At 44.3% G+C, this 25,328-nt stretch carries 20 protein-coding genes and 1 pseudogene; 14 read left to right on the forward strand and 7 right to left on the reverse strand.

Annotated features, from left to right (window positions below; translation table 11 throughout):
• Positions 1-34: 34 nt before the first annotated feature.
• From DESPCE1_RS23730 to DESPCE1_RS0109130, 3 genes and pseudogenes are all read left to right on the forward strand, one after another.
• Positions 35-190 carry a hypothetical protein gene (locus DESPCE1_RS23730; protein ID WP_019850264.1) on the forward strand — a complete coding sequence of 52 codons (156 nt, stop codon included), beginning with the start codon at positions 35-37 and terminating at the stop codon, positions 188-190.
• A pseudogene (locus tag DESPCE1_RS0109125) lies at positions 183-880 on the forward strand (DUF4956 domain-containing protein). Before DESPCE1_RS23730 ends, DESPCE1_RS0109125 begins: the two are co-directional and overlap by 8 nt.
• Entirely contained in the window at positions 880-2,787 is a 1,908-nt protein-coding gene (locus DESPCE1_RS0109130; RefSeq protein ID WP_019850265.1) for a carbohydrate-binding domain-containing protein, read from the forward strand. Before DESPCE1_RS0109125 ends, DESPCE1_RS0109130 begins: the two are co-directional and overlap by 1 nt.
• Before the next feature lie 727 nt (positions 2,788-3,514).
• Here DESPCE1_RS0109130 and DESPCE1_RS0109135 read toward each other — a convergent pair.
• The 3 genes from DESPCE1_RS0109135 to DESPCE1_RS0109145 are packed head-to-tail and all read right to left on the reverse strand — an operon-like array spanning position 3,515 to position 6,494.
• The gene (locus tag DESPCE1_RS0109135) at positions 3,515-4,414 is read right to left on the reverse strand and encodes a glycine betaine ABC transporter substrate-binding protein (protein WP_019850266.1); all 900 of its coding nucleotides are present in this window, start codon (positions 4,412-4,414) and stop codon (positions 3,515-3,517) included.
• A 27-nt stretch (positions 4,415-4,441) separates the two neighbouring features.
• Positions 4,442-5,281 (reverse strand): proline/glycine betaine ABC transporter permease, encoded by an 840-nt coding sequence (locus DESPCE1_RS0109140; RefSeq protein WP_019850267.1) that lies wholly within the window; start codon positions 5,279-5,281, stop codon positions 4,442-4,444.
• Positions 5,250-6,494 (reverse strand): glycine betaine/L-proline ABC transporter ATP-binding protein, encoded by a 1,245-nt coding sequence (locus DESPCE1_RS0109145; protein ID WP_014793726.1) that lies wholly within the window; start codon positions 6,492-6,494, stop codon positions 5,250-5,252. The genes DESPCE1_RS0109140 and DESPCE1_RS0109145 overlap by 32 nt, the downstream gene beginning before the upstream one ends.
• Positions 6,495-6,830: 336 nt before the next feature.
• Here DESPCE1_RS0109145 and DESPCE1_RS0109150 point away from each other — a divergent pair, with 336 nt between their 5' ends.
• From DESPCE1_RS0109150 to rarD, 7 genes are all read left to right on the forward strand, one after another.
• Positions 6,831-8,036, forward strand: coding sequence for a pyridoxal phosphate-dependent aminotransferase (locus DESPCE1_RS0109150; protein WP_019850268.1), 1,206 nt, complete (start codon positions 6,831-6,833; stop codon positions 8,034-8,036).
• A gap of 184 nt (positions 8,037-8,220) precedes the next feature.
• A complete protein-coding gene (locus tag DESPCE1_RS0109155; RefSeq protein WP_019850269.1) occupies positions 8,221-10,527 on the forward strand; it encodes a cell wall-binding repeat-containing protein in 2,307 nt (768 codons plus the stop codon).
• 239 nt (positions 10,528-10,766) lie between these two features.
• Positions 10,767-13,712 carry an EAL domain-containing protein gene (locus tag DESPCE1_RS0109160; RefSeq protein WP_014793729.1) on the forward strand — a complete coding sequence of 982 codons (2,946 nt, stop codon included), beginning with the start codon at positions 10,767-10,769 and terminating at the stop codon, positions 13,710-13,712.
• Between the two features lie 162 nt (positions 13,713-13,874).
• Complete coding sequence (locus DESPCE1_RS0109165; RefSeq protein WP_019850270.1) at positions 13,875-14,813, forward strand: DegV family protein; 939 nt, start codon at positions 13,875-13,877, stop codon at positions 14,811-14,813.
• Between the two features lie 351 nt (positions 14,814-15,164).
• Positions 15,165-15,509, forward strand: coding sequence for a zinc dependent phospholipase C family protein (locus tag DESPCE1_RS0109170; protein WP_019850271.1), 345 nt, complete (start codon positions 15,165-15,167; stop codon positions 15,507-15,509).
• A 165-nt stretch (positions 15,510-15,674) separates the two neighbouring features.
• Positions 15,675-16,826, forward strand: a complete 1,152-nt coding sequence (locus DESPCE1_RS0109175) for a glycosyltransferase (RefSeq protein WP_019850272.1) — start codon at positions 15,675-15,677, stop codon at positions 16,824-16,826.
• Positions 16,827-17,027: 201 nt separating this feature from the next.
• On the forward strand, positions 17,028-17,945 hold the full coding sequence (gene rarD, locus DESPCE1_RS0109180; RefSeq protein ID WP_019850273.1) for an EamA family transporter RarD: 918 nt from the start codon (positions 17,028-17,030) through the stop codon (positions 17,943-17,945).
• Between the two features lie 56 nt (positions 17,946-18,001).
• On the opposite strand, the gene DESPCE1_RS0109185 is transcribed toward rarD, so the two are convergent.
• The gene (locus DESPCE1_RS0109185; protein WP_019850274.1) at positions 18,002-19,075 is read right to left on the reverse strand and encodes a methionine synthase; all 1,074 of its coding nucleotides are present in this window, start codon (positions 19,073-19,075) and stop codon (positions 18,002-18,004) included.
• A gap of 215 nt (positions 19,076-19,290) precedes the next feature.
• Between DESPCE1_RS0109185 and DESPCE1_RS0109190 the strand changes: the two genes are divergently transcribed.
• The 3 genes from DESPCE1_RS0109190 to DESPCE1_RS0109200 are packed head-to-tail and all read left to right on the forward strand — an operon-like array spanning position 19,291 to position 21,197.
• Positions 19,291-20,403 carry a GIY-YIG nuclease family protein gene (locus DESPCE1_RS0109190; RefSeq protein ID WP_033422437.1) on the forward strand — a complete coding sequence of 371 codons (1,113 nt, stop codon included), beginning with the start codon at positions 19,291-19,293 and terminating at the stop codon, positions 20,401-20,403.
• Positions 20,404-20,413: 10 nt separating this feature from the next.
• Positions 20,414-20,878 (forward strand): MGMT family protein, encoded by a 465-nt coding sequence (locus tag DESPCE1_RS0109195; RefSeq protein ID WP_019850276.1) that lies wholly within the window; start codon positions 20,414-20,416, stop codon positions 20,876-20,878.
• Between the two features lie 31 nt (positions 20,879-20,909).
• On the forward strand, positions 20,910-21,197 hold the full coding sequence (locus DESPCE1_RS0109200; RefSeq protein ID WP_019850277.1) for a DUF1905 domain-containing protein: 288 nt from the start codon (positions 20,910-20,912) through the stop codon (positions 21,195-21,197).
• Positions 21,198-21,202: 5 nt separating this feature from the next.
• On the opposite strand, the gene DESPCE1_RS0109205 is transcribed toward DESPCE1_RS0109200, so the two are convergent.
• Positions 21,203-21,889 (reverse strand): DUF1905 domain-containing protein, encoded by a 687-nt coding sequence (locus DESPCE1_RS0109205; protein ID WP_019850278.1) that lies wholly within the window; start codon positions 21,887-21,889, stop codon positions 21,203-21,205.
• Positions 21,886-22,758, reverse strand: a complete 873-nt coding sequence (locus DESPCE1_RS0109210; protein WP_019850279.1) for an AraC family transcriptional regulator — start codon at positions 22,756-22,758, stop codon at positions 21,886-21,888. The genes DESPCE1_RS0109205 and DESPCE1_RS0109210 overlap by 4 nt, the downstream gene beginning before the upstream one ends.
• Positions 22,759-22,932: 174 nt before the next feature.
• Between DESPCE1_RS0109210 and DESPCE1_RS0109215 the strand changes: the two genes are divergently transcribed.
• Positions 22,933-24,543: a cell wall-binding repeat-containing protein gene (locus DESPCE1_RS0109215; RefSeq protein WP_019850280.1), complete on the forward strand. Its 1,611-nt coding sequence runs from the start codon at positions 22,933-22,935 to the stop codon at positions 24,541-24,543.
• A gap of 70 nt (positions 24,544-24,613) precedes the next feature.
• Here DESPCE1_RS0109215 and DESPCE1_RS0109220 read toward each other — a convergent pair whose 3' ends face one another.
• Positions 24,614-25,279, reverse strand: coding sequence for a hypothetical protein (locus tag DESPCE1_RS0109220; RefSeq protein ID WP_019850281.1), 666 nt, complete (start codon positions 25,277-25,279; stop codon positions 24,614-24,616).
• Between the last annotated feature and the right edge of the window lie 49 nt (positions 25,280-25,328).

Raw genomic sequence — 25,328 nt, forward strand, 5'->3', positions numbered from 1 at the left:
GGGAAATTTGTTATTGGCTCCGGGAGAGCACCTTATGGAGATAAAGATTGCCGGAGCGATGCCGTTATGGCTTTCTCATACTTTAGACGAACTGGAAATCTACCCGAGCTCCTTTTCCAAATACGGCAAGGCTTATATGAGCTTGTTAGCACGTCAAACATTGAATAAAGGAGGAAAAGCCATTGCCTAACACTATTTTTCAAAGTATATTGAATACAGACACTACTGGAGCTGCCTTTTCTATGCAATCTTTTCTCCTTTGTACAGGTATTTCCATATTGCTGGGAATTGTTATTGCTTTTTTCTATGCGTTTCGTAACTCCTACTCCTATAGTAAAAGCTTCGTGGCTACTTTAGCCTCATTACCGGCAATTGTTCAGCTTGTTATCATGCTGGTCAACCGAAACTTAGGTGCCGGTCTTGCCGTTATGGGTGCATTCAGCTTGGTGCGTTTCCGTTCCATTCCTGGTTCCGCAAAGGAAATCAGCAGTATTTTTCTGGCTATGGCTATAGGCTTAGCCACTGGTATGGGTTTCTTAGGGATTGCAGTTATTTTCACATTGATCCTTGGCTTGACCAACCTTCTGCTGGATTGGGTTGGGTTTGGGGAGCAGAAAAATGCCGAGAAAACCCTGAGAATTACAATTCCCGAGGGGCTGGATTACAGTGGAGTTTTTGATGATCTCTTTGGCCGGTATCTGAGCAAGTGGGATTTAGTCCGGGTTAAAACCACCAACATGGGGAGCCTCTTTAAATTAGATTACCGAATAGTATTAAAAGATGCAAAAATGAACGAGAGCTTATTAATGAACTTCGCTGTCGCAACGGTAATTTAGAGATTCTCTGCGGCAGGGTCAGTGTGCGTAAGGAGGAACTTTAATGAAGAGAACATGGTCCAAGAGATACCAATTGGTTTCTTTTTCCTTGGCCCTGACCTTGTTGGTCACAGGCTGCGGAAGGGCCGGAAGTGAACGGGAAGCGGGTGAAACCTCTGCGGCAATCTCCTCTCCGGCAGCTTCATCAGCTGAATTTGATCTTGGTTTTTCAGCCCGTGATTTGGACATAGGCTTTGATGAAACCACAGCTACCAAAATTACTTTAAACGATGGCGGCATTGAAGTATCGGGTTCAGGTGCCAAGGCCGAGGAAGATAGGGTAACCGTTTCACAAGAAGGGACGTATATTTTGTCCGGAGCTTTAAACGATGGACAAGTCATCGTTGATGCACCGGATACAGACAAGGTTCAGCTTGTCCTGAATGGGGTGAGTATCCATAATGAGGATCATGCGGCTTTGTATATTAAAGAAGTAGATAAAGTTTTCATAACCCTCGCAGCAGATAGCAGAAATACTCTGACCGATGGAACGAAGTATGTCCAAATAGATGAAGCCAATGTGGATGGGGTGATTTACAGTAAGGCCGATCTCACCATTAATGGTAGCGGCTTACTAAATGTCGTCGGAAATTATAAACATGGGATTGTATCCAAGGAAGATCTGGTCATTACCGGCGGAAAAGTCTCCGTGACCGCTCTGGGTCAAGGGCTGCACGGTAAGGATTGTGTAAAAATCAAAGATGGAATCTTTGTCTTAAATACTCAAGGGGATGCCGTTCAGTCGGATAACGCGGAGGATGGAACCAGGGGGTTTGTCTATATCGCGGGCGGTACCTTTGCCATCGAAACCCAAGGAGATGCCTTCCAAGCCGAAACCCTCCTCCAAACGGATGGGGGTACCTTTAAAGTTGTCACCGGTGGAGGCAGTGAAAACGCCAGCACGGATGCCAAGGGCAATGAGCGGAACGGCTGGGGGATGTGGGGCAGACCTCAAGGAAATCCGGAGAGCATCAATGGAGCTGTACCTGAAGCAACAGCTGCAGTTGAAGAAGATGCGACTCTCAGTGCCAAAGGGTTTAAGGCTGGTAGTGAGCTCATTCTCAATGAAGGAAGCTTTAATATCGATTCTTCTGACGACGCCCTTCACAGCAATGGAACTCTGGTCATTACCGGGGGCACTTATGCCATTAGCTCCGGAGATGATGGACTTCACGCTGACGGTGATTTGAAGATCACCGGGGGAATCCTCTTAGTGGAAAAAAGCTATGAGGGTATTGAAGGAAATACCATAACGATCACGGGCGGTATCATCGAAGTCACTGCCCTTGATGACGGACTGAACGTAGCCGGGGGCAATGACAGCTCAGCCTTTGGCCGACCTGGGCAGAATAACTTCACTAAAGCAAATACAGACCAATATCTGCGGATTAGCGGCGGTGAGATTAAGGTCAATGCAGCCGGGGACGGACTGGATTCCAACGGAAATCTGTTCGTCGAAGGGGGAACGATTACTGTAAGCGGCCCTGTCGATAATGGTAACGGTGCCCTGGATTATGACGGAACAGCCACGATTACCGGTGGAGTGCTGATGGCTACAGGGAGCAGCGGTATGGCCCAAGGCTTTGCTGAGGACTCCAGCCAATATTCCTTGCTCCATGTTCTATCAACATCTGTGGCGGCAGGAAGTGAGGTCACGTTGACCGACGCCAATGGAAAAGTTATCTTAAAATGGACGGCGGATAAGGAGTTTAATACGGTTCAACTCAGTTCGCCAGACCTCGTCCAGGGTGGCACCTATACTTTGACTGCCGGCACCGTTACTGAAACGGTTACTCTGTCCTCAATTGCTACTTCCAATGGCGGCGGCATGGGAGGGGGCAGAGGGGGCAACCCGGGAGGTATGATGGGTCAGCCTCCTCAGTCGGACGAAAGGCCGGGGCGTTCTAAATAGTCAGGGTTAAGAATACGGTCGAAAGCCATAGATGACAAGGAGCGATAAAACCCCTGAAAGTCAATTCTCCAGGATTTTGCTTTACGCCGTTCGCTCAATAAGCTGCGCGGACAAAACTAACGCTCAAGCTCTCCGCTCCGTCGGGTTCCCGGCCAAATCGCTCCTGCTCAATGGCCGGTTGGAAACGTCCTGTTTCCAACCCGACTCCGCTGCGTTCTTTTCGCGAAGTTTTGTTTCCGCTCGCTTAAATTCGCTTACTTTTGTAAAGTAAAATCCTTGGGCTGCCTTTCAGGCTTGAGCGGCGCAAATGTGGGATAAAGCTATGCGATCGGGACAACTTTTTATCCTTTACTGGTGCTACAGCAGGGAGTGGGGTAATTCTAAAAAAGACATACAAAAGAACTGGAAAAGACCTGTAAGCGTAGCTTTACGCACAAAAGCGAACGGATTTAGCGGAAGGGCGACTTGGTTAAGGTCGCTTTCTTAACATAGCGGAGCCACTGGTTCACATCAGGTATTACCTGGGGGTTTGGCGGAGCTGTTAAGAAAGCGAGTTCACCAGCCCTGGAGCTATGGAGAGAGTGTTGTGCGTAAAGCTACCTGACCTAGACGACACTTTTCATTCTCTGCTGGTACCACCCGCAGGGTAGCTTACCCTATAAAAAAGAACGCCCGAGCATTGCTAAGCTACGCTCAAGCGTTCCAGAGAGGAGACACTCGATATGAATCAGGACTTAATCCAACTGTCCACCAAGTCCCGGTTTTCAGAGATCCATTTTTTAGCCGCCTCTTCAGGCTTCATACCATCGTTGATATAACTTTCCAAAGTACCGATCTGCTGATCGTTGAGCTTAAACTTCTTGATCATGTCACCCACTTCGGGATGGGTTTGGGTAAATTTCTTGTTGGCTAAAGTATGAATCTCCTCGGAATCACCATAGGAATTCTTGGGATCTTCAAGGTATTTCAAATCGTATTTGGCGAATTTCCAATGAGGGCTCCAACCGGTAATGGCAATCCATTCATTGCTGCGATAAGCCTTCTCTAAGGCAGCCAGCATAGCGGCCTCAGAACTTTGAATCAATTGAAAATCCAGCTCATAGCTGTCAATAGCAGTTTCAGTGGCTTTCATGATGCCTGCCCCAGGATCGATACCCGTAATTTTGCCGCTGAACTTATCTTTATGAGCGTTCAATTCTTCGATAGAATTAATGTCCACATACTCAGGAACAACAAGGCCGATTTTTGCTTCGGCAGTATACCATACACCATAGTCGTCCAGCTTGTCTTTGTATTTATCCCAGTAAGTTTGATGAGTAATAGGAAGCCAACTGTCCATAAAAAGGTCTAAATTTCCTCCGGAAAGCCCAACAAAGAGAGGAGCGGCATCAAGGCTTTTCATCTCTACTTTATAACCTTGTTCTTCCAGGATGACTTTCCAGAGGTTGCTGACAGCTATAGCTTCCGCCCAATTAACATAACCGATGCTTACAGTTTTCTCTCCGCCTTTGGCACTTTGATCGCCGGAGGGGCTGCCAGAGGGTGTTCCACAACCTATGAGTCCAAGGGTGAGCAGACCTACCATGGCCCATATGAGGATTTTTTTCCAAGATTTTTGTAATTTCATTGAACCATCCTTTATATTTTTTTAAGCTTATACCTTTTTAACCACCCGGGAGTTGCGCAGCGCTCCCTGACTGAGACGGTCAAGAATCATGGCTAAGATAACTACGGCTAAACCATACTCAAAGCCTTTGCCAATATCCATTTGGGAAATTCCAGCCAATACTCCGGCTCCCAAGCCTTGAGCTCCAATCATGGCGGAGATAACGACCATGGATAAGGAGAGCATCATGGTTTGATTGATTCCAGCCATGATGGTTGGCAAAGCCAGGGGCAATTGGATCTTCCAAAGCATCTGCCTGGAATTCGAGCCAAAGGCTTCTCCTACTTCCACCAGATCTACGGGAACCTGACGAATGCCCAGATCTGTTAAACGGATGACAGGTGGCATAGCAAAGATAACCGTAGCAAAGACTGCAGATACTGTTCCTAAACTAAAGAACATTAAAGCAGGAATGAGATAAACGAAAGAAGGCATCGTTTGCATGAAGTCCAGAATAGGGGAGAGGACTTTATGGAAACCGTCATGCCGCGCTCCCAATATTCCTAAAGGAACTCCGATAATTAAGGAGACAAGGGAAGCGATCAGGACCAGGATGAGAGTATCAAGAAAGGCCGGCCATAACTCTAAATTATAAATCAGGTAGAGGCCAACGGTAGTTCCCAGAGCCAGGCGCCATCCTTTAGCCCGCCATGCTAAACCGGCAAAGAGAAGGATGAGGATAAACCAGGGAACCAGGTCAAGGCCGTCCCGCATCTTATCAGTGACTAAGGTTACAGAATCCGTAAAGGTATCAAAGGCACTTCCAAAGTACAGGAGAAGGGTATCGACTCCATGATTAACCCACTGCCCCAAAGGAATTCGAATCATAGCTTTCACCTCCTGTTTGGGTTGCCGTATTTCCTGTTTCAGCTAAGGCAGCAAGAACTGCACCACGAACAATGATTCCGATCAGATGTTGTTCATCATCAATTACGGCAAGGGGAACTTTTGTGTTGGCAATGACGGGAAGTATATCCTGAACAAGAACATTACCCTGGCAGGTGGGGACCTTTATCAGCTTGACTTCCTGAAGGCTTTGGACACCATTATGGCGAGCTTCAATAGCCAAATCGGCATTAATAAGTCCGTGTAAATGTCTGCTTCTATCCACGACGAAGACGCTGGACAGACCATGTTCCTTCATAACCTGGAGAGCAACATTGGGACCATCTTTAAGCTGCACCACAGGCTGAGGGCGTTTCATAATATCTTTTAAGGTAAGAATCTTACTGCGATCCACACCGCGGGCGAATTTGGCTACATAATCATCAGCGGGGTTGCCGACAATTTCTTCAGCTGTACCCACTTGGACCAGAGAGCCATCCCTGATGAAGGCGATTCGGTCGCCGATTTTCAGAGCTTCATTCAAGTCATGGGTAATGAATACGATGGTCTTATTCATCTTCTGCTGAAGGTTAAGAAGCTCATCCTGCATTTCTTCCCGAATTAAGGGATCCAAAGCGCTGAAAGCTTCATCCATGAGTAAGATATCAGGATCATTGGTTAAGGCTCGGGCCAATCCCACCCGCTGTTTCATACCGCCGCTTAATTCATCAGGGTAGGAGTTTTCCCAACCCGCCAGTCCTACCATAGCCAGGCAATCTCGGGCCTTCTGTTCACGAGCGGCTTTGCCGATCCCTTGAATCTCTAAACCGAATACAGTGTTTTGAAGGACCGTGCGATGGGGAAGGAGGGCAAACTGTTGGAAGACCATGCCTAATTTTTTTTGTCTTATTTGTCTCAGTTCTTGAGGTTTTAACTTAGTAATATCCACCCCATCGATCAGGATGGCTCCGGCACTCGGTTCAATTAAGCGATTGAGACAGCGGAGAATAGTGGATTTACCGCTGCCGGAAAGGCCCATGATCACGAATATTTCTCCTTCGTTGACTGTGAAGCTGACTTTATTCACACCGACGCTCAGGCCGGTTTCGGTTAGAATCTGATCTTTGCTCAAGCCCTTTTCCAAAAGATTTAAGGCTTTTTGTGGTTGAGGACTAAAAACTTTGATCAGGTTATTCACTTCGATTTTTATGCCCATGTTTAACCTCCTCTCGAAAAAAATAGTTATCTCAAATGACAACTTGTATGTGATTGTAGAGTTGTCACCATACTATTTTATCCCTTTTCCCATCAGGAGTCAAAGAGGTTCAGGGAGGATAATCCTTTCTGAGCCGACCTCAGAGGTCATAAGTCTGGGGATTCTTCCAGATCGGGACAAATCCTTCACGATACTGACATATCCGATTGAATGCACAAGTTGTCACTTGAGAATAAACCTGGAAACAAAATGAAGAGGAAAGGGTTAGCATTGCAGAGACTTCGCAGTTGATGCTATGATAAACATGAAATCAAAGATGAAAGAAGAGATGATGGCATGATTTCCAATACCATGCAACAACAAGTTAAGAACTCCTCGATTATTCGTGCTATGTTTGAAGAAGGAAAACGATTAGCAGCACTATACGGCGCTGAAAATGTGTATGATTTTAGTTTAGGTAATCCCAATGTGGAGCCGCCTGAGGAAGTCAAGAAAGCAATTATAGACATAATAAATGAAGAAAATTCCACAGCCCTTCACGGCTATATGAATAATTCTGGTTTTGAAGACGTTCGAGGAGCTATCGCCGATTCCCTTAATCAACGATTCGCTACCGAGTTTTCGGCTGATAATATTCTCATGACGGTAGGGGCAGCCGGAGGTTTAAATGTCATATTCAAAACCCTTCTTAATCCTGAGGACGAGGTTCTTACCTTTGCTCCCTTTTTTGGAGAGTACCGTAACTATGTTCAAAACTATCAGGGTCAACTCATTGTGGTTTCTCCGGATACGAGGGATTTTCAACCTAATTTGGAAGAGTTTAAAGAGAAAATCAGTCCAAGGACCAAAGCTGTTCTGGTTAATTCACCCAACAATCCCACAGGGGTGGTCTATTCAGAAGAGACCATCGTTTCCCTGGCGAATATTCTTCGGGCCAAGCAAAAGGAGTATGGCACAGTGATCTATCTGGTAGCTGATGAGCCCTATCGGGAGCTTGCTTATGACCAGGTGGAAGTACCCTATCTGACCAAGTATTATGAAAATACCATCGTAGGATACTCTTTCAGCAAATCCCTCTCTTTGCCGGGAGAGAGAATCGGCTATTTGGTGATTCCGCAAGAGGCTGCGGATTATGAAAATCTAATCGCCGCTGCTAATATTGCCAATCGCATTCTGGGATTTGTCAATGCTCCGTCCCTTTTCCAGAAGGTCATTGCCAAGTGTCTTAATGCCCAGGTTGATCTTGAAACCTACAACCGGAATCGAGAGCTTCTCTATAATGCGCTTGTATCCTATGGTTATCAATGCATTAAACCTGAGGGAGCTTTTTACTTATTCGTCAAGACTCCTATAGAGAATGATGTTGAGTTTTGCAATCTCGCCAAGAGCAAAAATATCCTGATCGTTCCGGGCACTTCCTTTGCTTGCCCTGGGTATGCCCGGATTGCCTATTGCGTAGCTTATGAAACCATTGAAAAAGCTCTGCCGGGATTCAAGGCTTTAATCCTGGAGAACCAGCGTTTCGGCTCTTTTTCAGGATAGCCCATGCAAGAAAAACATAAAGGATAGTGTCAGATTTAAAGAAGCTAAAACGTCATTATAAAACAAAGACTTACTCCTTTACTTAAGAAAAGAGTAAGTTTTTGTTTATTTTTAATTAATAATTATAAACTTGAAAATATGGTAAATTTTATATATGACAAGGGGAAGAGAGGGAACAATAGAGATGAATGATTTTAAATTGATGTCGATGAGTCCAAAAGCTTACATAACCATGGTCTTTTTGGCATTAGCCATTGCATTATTGGTTCCTTCAACTGCTTTAGCATTATCCAGTCCTACCATTCAATACTTCGGTGGTTCAAACTGGGAAGTATTCAATGGGGTGGATAACACTCACGACGGAGGTTATGTGGTAGTAGGCCACAGCAGCTCAAACAACGGGAATTTGGAAGGATTGAATAAGAAATACGCTGATGCAGTGATTGTGAAGTTTTCTGCTGACGCCGAGGTTCAGTGGGTCAAGACCTTCGGGGGCAGTTTCATCGATAGTTTTCAAAGTGTGAAGCAAACCAAGGATGGCGGGTATATAGCCGTCGGCTCCAGTTCTTCTGTCGATATGGATATGAATAATTCCCGCAAAAAGGCACGGGAAGCGGGACAGGACAGCTCTAATGATGACGCCATTATCGTCAAGTTTAACTCCCTTGGAGAAGTAGAATGGTTCAAGGATTTTGGCGGGAGCCAGCGCGATAGTTTTAATGGGGTGGTGGAAACCCCGGAAGGTGATTTCATCGCGGTAGGAGAGTCTGAATCAAAGGATGGGGATCTCTCCGGTCTTGCTCTGGGAAACTGTGATGCTATCTATGCTCGCTATAATCATGATGGAACCTTTATGGGTGCTCATAGCTATGGCGGTTCTCTCGGCGATGGCTTTAATGACCTTGTCCTGCTCTCCGACGGAAGCGTAGTGGCCGTAGGATACAGCAGCAGCAATGATAAAGATATGAAGGGCACGGGAGCATCTATGCTCAAGGGAATAGTCGTCAAGATCAATAAGGATTTAAGTATACCTTGGGCGACTTCTGTGGATTTAGCCGATCCTAGCTATCAGCGCTTGGTCTATTCTTCCGGAAATGGGTTTCAGGATGTAAAGGCCACAGATGATCAGGGCTTCATCGTCGTTGGCAAAGGGACCTATATCGATCAAAAAGCCGATGGCAACAGCAATATGAATGAAGATGGCAGGATTTACAAATTTAATTCCCTGGGTCAGGAAGAGTGGCATGATACGTATATAAACCAAGCCTATACCCGCTTTTTCGGTGTCGCACAAGATCAATCCGGCTCTTACATGGTAGTGGGGGACAGCTACATGCCGGAAGCAAAAAAGATAATCGCCCTGCGCTATGACCCTCACGGTGTACGGCTTTGGGATAAAGAAGATGAAGGAAGCCGCAGTCGTTATTTATTGAGTCTTGTGGCAAAAGGGGATCACTTTGTGGCTGTAGGGTCCAAGTATATCCAAGGCAAAAGCGAAGAGGGTCTGTTATACATTGGCCGTTTTGAGGAAGCGAACAATAAGCTGATTATGGCCCCCAACACAGGGAGCCATTCTGCAGATACAACGGCACAGTTAAAGGTCAGTGAGACAGAGCGCCTTTCGGGCAATGACCGTTATGAAACTGCCATTGCCATAAGCAAGAAGGGATGGGAAAAATCAGAGAATGTAATTTTGGTCAACGGCAATAATTTCCCTGATGCTTTGGTAGGTTCAAGTTTTGCCTATCTCAAAAATGCACCTATCCTCATTACAGCTTCTGATAAGTTGGATAACCGGGTAAGTGCAGAAATCCAACGATTAGGAGCCAAAACAATTGCTATCCTGGGTAATAGTTCTTCAGTATCTCAACCTATTGAGAATCAGTTGAAAGAGCGCTACCAAGTGACTCGGATCGGTGGGGGAGAAATATACGATACTGCAGTAAAACTCGGGGAAGAAATCAAAAAGATAAAACCCTTTGATACGGTTATTATTGCGACTCAGAGCAATTTTCCCGATGCTCTGGCCATTGCCCCTTATTCGGCGAAAGAAACGATTCCCATCCTGTTCACGGAAAAAGATCGCTTAAGGCCGGATACCAAGAAAGCCTTGGCGGAGTGGGAGATCAGGAATGCTATTATTATAGGCGGTACCGGTGTAGTTTCTCTGGATGTGGATCTTGAGCTGGATGCTCTCGGCCTGACGATTACCCGGCTGGGAGGAGAGGACCGCTATGATACAGCCTTAGAGATAGCAAAACAGTTTGGGACAGAAAATCCTTATTCGGCTATAGCAGTTGCTACAGGAGAAAATTATCCCGATGCTTTGACCGGAGCCGTTCTGGCTGCTAAGCACAATGCTCCTCTTATTTTGGTAAGGAAAAATAAGGTCAAAAATACCGTCACAGAATATCTGAACCCTCTTGGCCTGGAAAAGGCCACGATCTTTGGGGGAACTGGGGTTGTTTTAGATGAGATTTTCAGAAAGTAATACATAATGAGAGTAGAACCCGAAGACCGTATCTCTTCGGGTTCTCTATTTATTCCGATATCTTTAATTCAGAATCCATCGTTCTGATACTTTTCGAAGGATTTCTGGGAAGAAGGAACTAAGACATTAATGAAGAATATAGTAGAATATTTAGATTTGTTAGAAAAGGACGGCATATGACCGTTTAAGCTGCACCGAAGAGCAGGGGGTATCTTAGAGCGGTTGCTGGGGGTGAAGTGATGTATAATTCATTATTGACACAAAGACGTTGGGCAAAGGCAATCCTTCTCATTCTGTTTTTACTCGGTGGATCCATCATGCCTAAATTAGGTTATGCCACCCAGGACCCGGTCCATATCTTGATACTAAACTCCTACCATCAAGGACTGGAATGGACCTATGACCAGACCGAAGGAATCCTGCGCAAATTGCAGAGCCCTGGAGAACAGCAGATTTATGTGGAGTATCTGGATTGGAAAAGGTATCCTACCCTGGAGAATCTGAACAACCAATTCGACTATTTACAGGCTAAATATATCGATCAGAGGCTGGACCTCATTATAACCACGGATGATGCGGCCTTAAAATTCGCATTGGATCATCGCGAGGAGATTTTTTCCGGTGCCCCTATCGTGTTCAGCGGTATCTTAGAAAAAAGTGCGGAAGAGTTATTGCAAGGTCATGATAGAGTTACCGGTGCTTATGAGATTGTTGATTCTGAAGGGACTATAAAACTGGCTATGGGAATCAATCCCCAAATTAAGAATATTTATGTCCTCTATGATCTATTAGAAAGTGGTCTTGCCTGCGGTGAAGATGTTTTTGCCGCTGTCCAAAGAATTAACAGGTCGGGGGATGTTGGGCTGGTTGCCCACAGCCTTGCTTATTTGAGCCTCAGTGACATCCTTCAGAAGGTGGCCACACTGGATAAAGACAGTATCGTGTTGCTTGGATCCTACAATATGGATAGTACCGGCTTAATATTATCTACGGAAGGCGTAGCCAACCAAGTCAGCCAGAGCAGCAGTGTACCCGTATATTCCCTCTATGAATTTCTGCTGGACAGTGGGGTTACCGGCGGCAGTTTATTGAGCGGTGAGGTTCATGGTGAATATGCCGGGGAACAAGCTCTAAAGGTCTTGGCAGGTCAAGATGTGAATACAATACCGATCATCAAAGATCAGACCTTTGTCACAGGCTTTAATTACAATGAACTGGAGCGTTTTCATATCCCGGAAAATTTAATCCCCCAGGGCAGTATGATCATTAATAAACCTTTTTCCTTTGTGGATACTTATCGGTCCTTAGTCTATAACACAGTTACGGTTCTTCTCTTGCTCCTCCTTTTAGTGGCAGGATTATTAATCAATATCAGAAGACGAATGAAGGTGGAGAATAATCTAAGAATCAAAAATGAAGAAATAGCGGCAATGCATGAGGAGCTTACCGCCACTGAGGAAGAACTTAGGCAGCAATTTGACGAACTGCTGAACCATCAACAGCAACTGAAGGAGACTCAGCAACTTCAGGAATTGGTCCTGGAAGCGGCCACAGACACCATCTGGGATTGGGATATGCTTCGGGATATTCGTATTTACCATTCCAAGACCTCCCATGTTTTGGGATATAGGGGAGAGGAAGTCGGCAGTGTTGAGTATTGGAATACCCTTATGCATCCCGATGATAAAGCAGAATTTGAAGCGAAATTGAATGAGCACTTGACCCAGAAGACTCCCCGCTACAGCTGCGATTATCGGATTAAGGATAAAGAAGGAGTGTATAAATGGATCCGCGCCTTTGGCAAAGCTTTGTATGACCAAGACGGCAACCCATACCGGATGTTGGGTTCCCATCGGGATATCACAGACATCAAAGAAAAAGAGATGCATATCGAGTATTTGGCTTATCATGACTTCCTTACAGGGCTCCCGAACAGAGCACAGATCCAGGAAATTATTAAAAATGAAATCCCAAAAGCAGGGGAACAGGGCACCATTCTTGCTGTTTTATTCCTGGATATTGATAATTTTAAGGCAATTAACGATTCATTCGGCCATCCCACAGGAGATCAGCTGTTAATCACAATCAGCCGTCATCTGACGCAAATCCTGGATAACCATGTGGTAGCCCGTTTGGCTGGGGATGAATTCCTTATTCTCATACGAGATATTAAGGAAAGAGAGGAAGCTTTAAACTACGCACAAAAGATTATGAAGCTATTCGAGAAGGCTCTCGTCATTTATAAACAATATTGCTATGTTTCAGCCAGTATCGGTATCACCTTCTACCCCCAGGATGGAGAGAGTTATGAAAGTCTTCTGATCAACGCAGATACGGCAATGCATAAAGCCAAGGAATTGGGGAAGAGAAACTATGTAGTATTCAATATAGAAATGAAAAAAGCTGTGATGGAGAAAGCAGAAATTCAAAACAATTTGCGTAAAGCCATAGAATTTAATGAATTCGTTCTTCATTATCAGCCCCAGGTGGAACCCCATACGGGAAGAGTACTTGGCCTAGAGGCATTGATTCGCTGGGAAAAGGATAACAAACTTGTTCCTCCGAATAAGTTTATCGGAATCGCCGAAGAAACCGGGCTTATCGTACCCATTGGGGACTGGGTGATTACGACAGCATGTGCATTTCTGAAAAAACTGCATGATTTGGGTTATCAAGAGTTAACAATGTCCGTCAATATCTCCGCACTCCAACTCCAAGAAGATCAATTCGTGGATAAGGTCTTAAAAGTGCTCAGGGATAACAACCTTGATTCGGGCAAGCTTGAACTGGAAATTACGGAGACAGTGCTGATTGAATTTTTAGATGCTAAAATAAGCCATGTCCTGGACAGCCTTATCGAAAATAATATCAAAATCTCTTTGGATGATTTTGGACTGGGGTATTCCTCGCTTAACTATATTAAACAATTGCCTATTTCAACTTTAAAAGTGGATAAGTCATTTATCGATGATATCCAATCCGCTCCGGAAAGCAAGAATATTACCGGTTTAATCGTCACGATGGCTCATCAATTGGGCTTAAAAGTGGTAGCGGAAGGTGTAGAGAAACCGGAGCAAAGAGAGTATTTGATAAAATACGATTGTGATGCAATCCAAGGATATTTGGCAAGCAAACCCTTGCCGGAGGAAGAGATCATTAAAGTGTTAAACAAAAACCTCTTGTAGGATTATTTTGTCGGAATATTAAGAATAGAAGCTACGGTTATAGGCGTTTAGAGCTTATAACTGTAGCTTTTTGTATTATTATTTTTATTTTTGGAGGAAATTCGAATAATGTGACGAAAAGCTAATAGGTGCATCCATTAATCAATTTTTTGGGGGATTGAAATGATAAAAATCTTAGCGGACTCGACATGTGATTTGTCGAAAGAGGTACTGGAGAAATACAATATATGTATTGCACCACTGACAATTTGTATCAAAGATAAGGATTATCGGGATCGTATCGATATTACACCCGATGAATTCTATGGCTTTATTGAGGATCTGGACACTCCCCCTACCACATCGATGCCGAGTCCCGCAGAGTATTTAAAGATTTTTAAGAAAGCTATTCAGGAAGGTCATCGCTCTATTCTCTGTATTTGCATGTCCAGTGGCACCAGCGGCTCTTATCAGTCGGCAGTTATAGCACGGGACTATTTCCTGGAGGAACATCCTGAGATGATCGAAAAGATTCATGTCCTGGATTCTAAATGCATGAGCCATGGCAGCGGATGGTTAATCTTAAAAAGTGCCCGCATGCGGGAGAGAGGTGTCGACTTTGCTGAGATTGTGGAGTTTAATGAGACTTATAAGACCAGTGTAAAGCACTATCTTTCTGTTGATGATTTAGATCATTTAATTCGCAGCGGCAGATTGACCAATGCTAGTGCTTTTGTGGGCAAATTGTTGAAGCTGAAACCAATTATGACCATGAAGAAAGGGAAAGGGGCTATTGTCGCCAAGGAGAGAGGACGAAAGAAAGTCCTTGAACATTATGTTTCCGAGTTTTCCCGGCGGGTTGACTATGAGCTGACTGATTTCATCATTATCGGCTATACTTCAGATCTGACCTTTGCCGAAAATTTAAAGCATAAAATCGAAAGAGATACCCCTTACATGGGTGAAATCTATATCATGCAAATGGGAGTGGCGGTAGGAACCCATGTTGGCTTAGGGGCAATATCCATGTTCTTCATGGAAAAGGGTCGGATAAAAGACAATCTCCTTATTAATGAGGTCCATGGACTGGCTGCTTTGAAGAATCAATTTTTAAGAAGTTAACTCGCTGAAATCAAAAGAGGCTGATGCAAAAGGAACTGCCAAGTTCCCGAGCACCAGCCTCTTTATTTGTTTATTGGGTTTATATACTGGAGTAGCGAAAAAATACCGTCATGATATGACGGTTTGGGTCGAGGGACGATGCCCCCACCTATATTAAAGGAGGACGTAAGAAGAGACACCTTTACTCTACGATAGGAAGATTAAGTTCAAGTGTAAATGAAGTTAGAAGTTTGTTAAGAATCGGCTTTTATTAGATTTTACAAAGATTTTACTAAATCTTTATTTAATTTAAACTTGAAATTAATATTTGCCCATTATCCTAAACCTAGGGTCGTAGAAAGGAGTGAAATCATGAAAATATTAACACATATCACCATTTCGATGATTCTTTTTAAGCATTTTAAAGGTCATATGAAATTGAATAGGGCTTGTTTTATGTATGGAAACATTAAGCCGGATCTATCTTACAAGTTAGTCAAGAAAGCCCATATTATGGAGAATCACTTTGCTTATGTCTGCAACAGTACCAATGAATTGATAGAAAAGGATGTGATTACATTGCTGATTCAGATGTATTGGAAAAGGACCTTATCTATGCGATCTCCACGGCTTTATGGCTCGGTGAATCCGTGGCCTACTACTTACCCCAACCTGCTGAACCTGTATTGCCGGAGGAAATGGCCATTAACCCGGTAGTTATGGCAGGAGGTAAGTAATGAAAATTTCATCCAATATGCGGAGTACTATAAACTGGATTTTCTTTATGGGGGAGTCATGAAGGAAAAGACCAGGTATAGCGCGTAAAGGGTGGTAGTAATGAGGAAAGGCGCGTAAATTTTACTTTCGGGAGGATGCAGATTTATGGGTTTAAAGGTGTTAGTCATTTCAGCAGCATTTGGCTCAGGGCATGTAAGAGCTGCTGAAGCGATTGTTGAGGCGATTTCGGCAAAGGAGCCTGGGGCGGAGATTTCCCATATCGATTATGGTGAGTTTCTCAATAGAGCAGTGAATTCGGTGCTTAAAACCACTTATATCGATATGATCAAATATACCCCTAAGCTTTGGGGGAAATTCTACTATAAAACAGCGGAGATTGGGGAGGACTCCCTATTTCAGCGTCTTCTGAATCGCATAGGGCGCCGTGAATTTTTATTGTATCTTCGTACGGTACGGCCCGACATTATCGTGTGTACGTATCCCGTGATCGCGGGGGTCCTTGCTCAACTAAAAAAAGAACACCGGCTGTCCATCCCCTTGGTAACGGTGGTGACAGATTATGGGATTCATAGCCAATGGGTCCACCGAGGCATTGATTTATACCTTGTAGGCTCTCAAGAAGTCTATGAAGGTTTAACCCGCCGGGGAATCGACCCCAGTCGTATTAAAATAACCGGAATCCCGGTGAGCACCGAATTTGAACAGGAGTTAAACCGCCAAGAGCTGGTCAAAAAATTTGGCCTTAATGAAAACCAAGCCACCGTTTTGATTATGGCCGGAGCGTATGGCGTTTTAGACGGCGCAACCGGCATATATCAAATGCTTGAGGAAAGGAACACCCCTGTCCAGTTGATCATCGTTTGCGGCAAGGATAAACATCTCTATCGCTCCTTGGAACCGTTGGTCAAAACGTCCAAACATAAAGTGCTGCTTAAGGGCTTTGTTCGAAATGTGGAGGAACTTATGACCGTAGCGGATATTGTTGTCACAAAAGCCGGAGGATTAACCGTTACAGAAGCCTTGACGAAGCATTTGCCCATCGTCATCTATAAACCGATACCTGGTCAGGAAAAAGAGAATGCTGAGTTTTTACAAAAGATTGGTGCCGGAAGATTAGCGTATAGGGAGCAGCAGCTCAATCAGATCCTTACCGACCTATTGGAAAAACCGGCAGAAAGAGAAATGATGCGTCAAGCGGCGACAAGGGCTTTGCCGGGTCAAGCTGCCGAGCGGTCTACAGAATGTATCTTAGAGCTTCTTGTCATGGAAAATCTAAATACTGAGCAAGTAAGTTAGTCAGTTATGCCATCAACACCCCACAGCCTAGCAAATTTTTTTAATGATTTGTGGAGAAAATCTGATACAATAATATCTAACTTCCTGAAGCATAGTATAGTGCTGTAAAAAGGAGGGGCAGGAGTTAATGCTTCCTAAGCAATAACTTCTGCCCACTTTGTTCATTGGCTTATAGACTTAATTTATAGTAGTGAGGTTAAAATGGAAGAAAAATCGTCAAAAGTTGGAGTGTTTTATGCCTTTGCTGCCTACATAGCTTGGGGGCTGCTGCCTATCTATTGGAAAACCTTGCAAGATGTGCCGGCACGGGAAATTTTAGCTCATCGAATAGTTTGGTCCTTTGTCTTTGTCGCTTTGTTAATTTCTTATAAAAAGCAATGGGGTAATATCAGAATGGTGCTCCGGGATCGATCAAAATCCTTCGGACTGCTGTTGAGCGCCTTATTGATCACATCCAATTGGTATATCTATATTTGGGCGGTAAACAGCAATAAAGTTGTGGAAGCAAGCCTCGGCTATTATTTTAATCCCCTGCTCGTTGTTTTGATGGGAATTATGGTCTTGGGAGAACGGGTCGATCGCTGGCAAATCGCATCCCTCATGTTAGCATTCGTTGGGGTTCTTATCCTTACTTTGGAGTATGGGAAAATCCCCTGGATCTCCTTAGGTCTGGCGACAACATTTGCTTTATATGGTTTGGCGAAACGGTTAGTGACTGTGGACGCTTCACTGAGCTTAACTTTGGAAACGGCCGTAGTGACACCCATTGCGATAATTTATCTTTGGATGACAGGGGCAAACGGTGGGGGAGCAATGAGTCATTCGGGGATTTCTACCATTCTGTTATTAATGGGAGCGGGAATCGTGACAGCTATACCCCTATTATGGTTTGCCCATGCAGCAAAGAGTGTTCCCTTTACAGCGATAGGCTTTATTCAATACCTATCTCCTACGCTAAGCCTGTTTCTTGGCGTATTCGTCTATCATGAAGAATTTACGTTGACCCATGCCTTGAGTTTTGGCTTCATTTGGTTAGCTTTAGCGGTATATTCGATTTCCAGGATAGTTGTTTTCCGAAAGGCCAATCTGGGCACGGCTCGCTCGTTACAAGGAAAATAAGATCAATTTCAATTCAATTCGTCGGAATAACATATATTTTTCTTATTGAATTCTTCTTAATCCCTATAGGATGCACTTAACTCCTGTAAGAGAACATAAATCCTTTCCGCCAGATCTATATCCAAGGTTCCGGTGCCGCAGCTTGGAGTGAGCATACTTTGTGACCGCAGCCTGTCTTCGCTGACTCCTCTTTTGGTCAGCTCTTTAATATTTCCTTCCAGACGCTCACCCAGGCTGGCTGCAGTTTCCCCCCAAGCTTTTATCGAAGTCGGAACGATGCCCCAGGAAAGAATTCCGCCTCTCTGGAGAAATTTTTCCAGAGGTTCAGCCAGAACGGCCATACTTGTCATGTATTCATAAGCATCAAAATTGACGATCTTAATCTTTGAGTCGAAGATGAGAGTCCAATCCATTCCGGCACAGACGTGAACTCCAGGTATCCCACCCTCGGCGAGAATTCCTTCAGCCACTTCATTAAGGTTGCCAATCAAAGTATTGCGATCTAAAGTCAGGTGGGTTGAGGCCCCATAAGCATACAGTCCGGGGTCATCGATGGACATCAGGACAGGTAGTCCGTACTGAGCCAGACGCCTCGTCTGCCAACGGGCGTGCAATCTTAAGGACTTAACCAGGATATCCCGCTGATATTCATCATAATAGGCGGCTCTGCGGTTTTGATCCGTAATTTGCATCCCCAGAGTTACCGGGCCGCTTAACTGTCCTTTCAACAGCAATGCTCCTTGTGTGCCTTTGTGGTCAAGGTCGTTACAAAACTCATTGAATCCCACTCCTCCCTCCGGGGTGAAGCTGAATTCTTCTAAGGCATGTTGATCGCCTGCTTCAGCATGGAGATAATATTCGTAGAAACGGGCCATCCGTTCCGTCCAATCCGGGGTGTCCATTTGGAAACGGGGCTGATCAAATCCTTCAATACACCCTGTTTCGACAAGAATTCTTAAATACTGTCCCACAAAAGAACTTTTTGCTCCTAATTGGGGGAGTTGCGGCCAATGAGGTGCTTTAGGGAGGGTTTTCCATATTTGCTTTAAGGCTGTTTCAGCTTGAGCATAGGGAAGGCTGCCTACACCTGTGGCGAGGAATTGGGGTTGCCAGTTTGCCGAATCGAACATAGAATAACCTACTTTCTTCAGAGAGTATTAATGGATGCATAATCCAGTAGTAAAAGCTCGATAGAATAATGATATAATAATTAAGTACAAACTTGCTGTATTTTGGGATTTCTATACATAGATTATAGCTTTAATGGAAGTCATTAGCAAAGGAATAAGGGGTCAGCAGACTTGATGCTATGACTTCTAAGTTGGAGTAGGGATGTTGAAAAGTGATGGATCATAAACAATGTTTGAAGGAAAAGATAAAGGACCTGCCGGAGAAACCAGGGGTTTATCTTATGCAGGATTCATTAGGCAATATTATCTATGTGGGTAAAGCCAAGAACCTCAAGAACAGAGTATCCCAATATTTTTATAAGCATAAGCACCGGGATCCCAAAGTGGAAGAAATGATCCTTCGTATTGCGGATTTAGAGTATCGGATAGTGGACACGGAACTGGATGCTCTCTTGGAAGAGTGCCGCATAATTAAGGAGATTAGGCCTCATTATAATAGACAGATGAAAAACGATCAGAACTATGTCTATATTAAGATACCTAATGCTAACTTCCCTAAGATAGAGATTGTTCAGGTGAGGGAGGAGGATGGAGGGGTATATTATGGCCCTTTTAACAGCCGTCATCGGGTGGAAACTGGTGTGGAGTGTCTTAATGATACCTTCTTAATTCGTAAATGCTCCACCCCTGGCCGAGGTAAGCGGGGTGATGGCTGCTTGTATCGGCAATTGGGCACCTGTGTCGGGGTATGCACAGGGAAGGTCAGCCCTGAAGAATACAGGGATAGGTTAAAAGCAGTTTGCCAAGTGATTGAAACCAGGGACAAAGAGATGATGAAGGAGATTAGCGGCCGGCTAGCAAGGGCAGCCGAGGACCTTCATTTTGAAGAGGCTGCCCGCTATCGTGAATATCTGTTAGGGTTACGCTATATACAAGGCAGGCAAAAATTACTCAATAGAACACTTCGCCATAATAGCCTTCTTGCTTTCGAGTTTTTAGATAAGGAGAAGAAGATTGTAAAGATGTTCCTTATCAAAGGGAACACAGTATTGATGAGTAGGATAATCCCTTTGCGTGACCTGCCTCAAGGGGACAGTACCCAAGCAAAGCCTCATGAGGAATTGAAGCAATTTCTGAAGGAAATCCCCAAAGCACTGGCTGATAAGCAAGGCTGTTCTCGACAGCTGACACAGTCGGAAGTGGATGAGGCTCAAATCCTTGATTCCTATCTTCGCAAAGACCGGGTCATCTCAATCCGAGTCACTCAAAAAGCGCTGAAACAAGGGGAATTCGTTGAAGATATGCTCAAGAGAATAGGGAATAAATAGGGGGGTAACAATGGCAAGGAAATCTTTTAATGAGAAGCTCAAACAAAGTAAGGAGCTACCCAAAGTGGTCCAGGTGACAGATCCTAAAACGATTATGCGTTATGGCGGGCCTAACATGCTGGTGGCACCCCCCATGGCTTATGATGAGCAGATGCGGAGAGTCCCCGAGGGTAAAGTGATAACCGCAGATGATCTTAGAAACTATCTGGCTCAAAAGCATGGAGCAGATTTTACTTGTCCTCTCACTGCCGGCATATTCGTCAACATCGCGGCCCATGCCTCTGCAGAAAGGGGAGAGGATTTGACTCCTTATTGGCGGACCTTAAAGAAGGAGGGCCTGCTGAACGAAAAATATCCGGAGGGAATCCAAGGGCATAAAACCTTTCTGGAAAGGGAAGGGCATACGGTGATCCAAAAGGGTAAACATTATTATGTAAAGGATTATCAGGATAAAGAATTTGACCTCAATTCATAGAGAGAAGAAGTATGCATTAAGGAGAATTTTCATGGGCAAATTTTATGAATTTGATGCTGAAATCAAGAAAGTACCGGATATCGATGGGGCTTATGTAGAAATTCCCTTTGACGTTAAGGCGGAGTTTGGGAAAGGCCGCGTTCCGGTAACCGCTACCTTTGACGGAGAGGTTTATGAAGGAAGCTTGGTCAGAATGGGAACCCCCTGCCATATCCTTGGGATTCGCAAAGATATACGTGCCAAAATCGGCAAACAGCCTGGGGATAGGATCAGGGTCACCTTACAAGAACGAGAGCCTAAAGGCAAGACCAAGGATTAGCTCTGTTATAGTGTACTAATCTCAATATAACTAATAATAGTTTCGTGTGGATAATCTTTTGAAACTCCAGTCGTCGGATCATAAAAAACGCCGTCAAAGTAAACCAGAAGATGGCTTTTTCCGTGACCCTTTGTGTTTATTATGCAGCACTTCGGGAACATCACCTTTTCTCCATGGGTATAAACGGGCTTTTTGTATGAAAAACCGAAATAATCAAGGGCTTCAAGCACTTTACTAATGCTTGCCTGCCATTTTGTACTTTTCATTATTTTTATAACTTCGTCAACAGAAATTCCGGCCAGCATGGCAAGGCATGTTTGCCCGCAATAGCCATTATGGGGTTGTTTCAAATAGGAGATACTTTCAATCCGCCGAATTGGATTGCTCTTATCATACGGGCTGTCACTGTTTATTCTGGTCAATTGTTCCAATAGAGTAAATTTAACCTCGAATTCGCTGCTTGACCCCAGTTTGCTAAAGATATCCTTGTTAAGTGGAAGCAGATAGTCTCCATTGCCTTTGGGGATAAGTTTGCATTCAAAAGCTATATCATCAATAGTGGCTTTAACAGGTATATTCCCTTTCTTGCCACAAGTGTCCCAAACATTGAAGGGTATTTTTATGAAAACTCGATTACCCTCTTTGTAGCAGCCTGACCTGAATAAATAATGCATAGCATCATTCCTTTTCATAATTTCTTAACCACAGCAATCCATACTTCCTGACGGTTTTCCTGCATGTAGCATTCAATAACCGGCAGGTCTGCCAGCTCATATCCTGAGTTAGGAAGCCATTCGGTGTAAAATTGCTTGTAGACTTTCTGTGTTGCATCTGGCAGCTCTCCGTTCGCTTCAAAGATCGCCCAGGCCGCAGCAGGGAAAGAAAATTCCTTCATCCCTTCAAGTACAGGAATAGGCTGACATTCAGACACATCAACATGGTTTGTTACGGCTATTATATAATTCATTTCTTCGGAATCACCCCATTGGCCGCCGGCTGCAATGCCTAAAAATCCTGCAGGCCTGTAATCAGGGAAATTTTCGATAAACCTGCCCATTGTTCCATCTTGCCAGGCGGTTTCCCATAGGCTTGGAATAACTTCAAATGCCGTCGCTGTCTTAACTTTGTGTGAGATACCCATAACTTTAAAGGCAGGCCACTGTTCAATTTGATAATTTATATAATATTCTCCTTTAATTGTAATTTGAAAGGAGAGCTTGGGGCAGGATTTTAGCTGAACTGTTTCATTTCTGACGCTGGAAGGTAAAACCCCATGAAAGCTTTTAAAGGCACGTGAAAAGGAATCCGGGGATTCATAGCCATACTTTAGAGCAATATCAATAATTCTGTCCGTACTGCTTAACACATCGAAGGCCGCCATGGTTAAACGTCTGCTTCTTATATATTCGGACAAGGGCTTATCTGCAATATAAGAAAACATTCTTTGAAAATTATAAACTGAGCAGCCGGCGATTCTTGAAATAGTTTCATAGGAGATATCGGTTGTAAGATGTTCCTCTATGTAATTTATTGCTTCATTCAGCTGTTTAACCCAATCCATTTTCCCACTCCCTGTTCAATTCTACCTTTTGGGAAATCGATTTGCCCGATAATTTGTGCCGCATTGTGTAGTTTTTGGTAAGCCTAATAATTCCAGTGATTCCGCAATTCACATCATGTTATAATCAAAAAGTGTCAATTTTTGTCGATATGATTGAATTGCAGGAGGTCTATTATGCATTGGAAACGGATTTCTTTTTTGTCTTTAGCAATGGTTCTTCTTTTGAATCTTTTTCCCTTCACGGTTTTTGGTGCTGAAGCAACTGCAGAATCTTCTGCAACCGGAGCCGCTGCTTTAAGATTATATGGTAAAGACCGCACTGCAACTTCCCTTGCCGTTTCTCAGCAAGGCTGGGGTGCTTCGGATACGGTAATTCTTAATGAATTAAACAATTATGCCGATGCTATCGCCGCTACCCCTTTGGCAGTTCAACTGGATGCGCCGGTTCTTCTGACCTATGGCGCTCATCTTGATCCCCGGGTCAAAGAGGAATTAAAACGTCTGAAGGCCAAAAAGGTGATTCTTCTGGGAGGAAATGGGCGGCTATCAACTACTATGGAAAAAGAACTCACTGAACTCAATTATGAGTGGGAAAGAATTGGCGGAGCGGATCGCTATGAGACATCAGCTCTTATCGCGGAAAGGGTTCCCAGTGATACCATGATCATGGTCAATGGGGACGATTTTCCCGACGCCCTTTCAGCGGCATCTTATGCGGGAATCAAGCAGATTCCTATTCTCTTGATGTCAAACCCTGAGTTTCCCCAAACGGTATCAGACTATTATCAGAAGCATAAACCCACCCAAGTCATTGTGGTGGGGGGAGACGGAGTGGTTCCCGAGCAGCTGGTGAAGAAACAGAACATTCCCATAACCCTTCGTTTGGGAGGGGAGGACCGCTATGAATCAGCAGCTAAACTTTATGAGTATGCTCAAGGTTCCTATGGCTCAAAGCAGCTTTATCTAGCTTCCGGTCAGCACTATCCCGACGCTATGGTAGGAACTGTACTGGCTGCGAAAAACAATTCAGCCCTTCTCATCACAAAAAGTTATACTTTACCTGAGTCAATTGCTCCGATTTTTGCCCCGGATAAGATTGCCGCTATGGAGATTTTTATTCTGGGGGGCACCGGTGTGGTTTCGGGGAAAATTCAGGCTGGACTGGAAGGGAAGGACTTTACCAAGAATCTGCTGATTGGCAAAACAGTGGTCGTGGATCCCGGTCATGGGTCTCCGGATCCGGGGGCGCTCGGACCCAGCGGATCGCAAGAGAAGATTAATAATTTGGCCATTGCTCAATATTTAGCCGTGGAGCTGGAGGCTGCCGGAGCCAAGGTGGTGTTAACCCGTAGCGGCGATAATTCTCCGGCTTATTCTCCAGGGACAACCTACACTGAGAGGGGGGACCTGCAAAAGCGGGTGGATATAGCTAACGAAAACAATGCCGACCTATTTATCAGTATCCATAATGACTCTTGGAAAACTGCTCAAGGAACGACGACTTTTTACTCATCAGAAAACCCCAGTGGTTCTTCAAGCTATAAATTAGCCCAATATATCCAAAGTGAATTAACTCAGAAGATTGGCACCAAAAACCTTGGCGTGAAGGACTCCCGGCTTTATGTGCTGAGGAACAATACCATGCCCGCAGTTCTGGTGGAGGTTGCTTTTATCTCTCACCCGACTGAGGAGAAACAGCTCAGTGATAATGCTTTTAGACAAAAAGCTGCTCAGGGAATAAGTCAAGGAATTCAAGCCTATATCCGTTACCTTGAGAGAGTGTAAATAAATCCGGCAAATAAGCCCTCGGAAATCCGAGGGCTTAACTTATGCCATAGGCCAACAATTTTTAGTCCTAGAAAAGAAAATCATTCCGTTTAAAGGACCAATTGACTTCTTTGGTCCCCTTGTCCAGCGGAGGATAGGATAAGGAACTATAAGGATTCATTTCGTAACAATAGTTTGAATGAATGCAGTTGCGGATATTCAATAAATCGAGAATCTGCTTCGTTATATAGACACACTCCCCATAACCTCCACCGATGATATGTACTTTAGATCCCTGACATGAATGAAGATAGTCTTTGAAGGCTGGGGGGAGGTACTCCAGTAAGTACTCTTGAAGATTGTCCGAATGACAGACTTTATAATCGGGTATAAAGCTGGGTTCGATGAGTGCCATTAATCCATCATGAAAGGGCAGGATGCAGTGATTATTGAGTAATTCCTGCTTAAACTCTGCCACATCGATTCCCTCTTCTTCCAAGAGGTTCATGGCAAAATCAGTACAATACTGTTTAAAAATCGGCTCACCGGTTAAGCTTTTGTCGATGAAAGAGGGGATGAATTCCCCTGAGTAAATTTCCTCAAATACATCAATCAGCATCCTTATGTCCTCAAAGGAGTGATTAGCCAGAAAGCGTTTTACTTTAAGCAGATAATTAAGATTATAAAAGCGAGAGTAGGTCTTTTGAATATCGACGACCAATAGCCGATGTTTGTATCGATGGAGAATAGACATACGTTTCACCTCTGATACGAATGGTGTTTATTCTTCCTTTTCTGCTTGG

The sequence above is a fragment of the Desulfitobacterium sp. PCE1 genome, assembly GCF_000384015.1.
GTDB lineage: Bacteria > Bacillota > Desulfitobacteriia > Desulfitobacteriales > Desulfitobacteriaceae > Desulfitobacterium > Desulfitobacterium dehalogenans.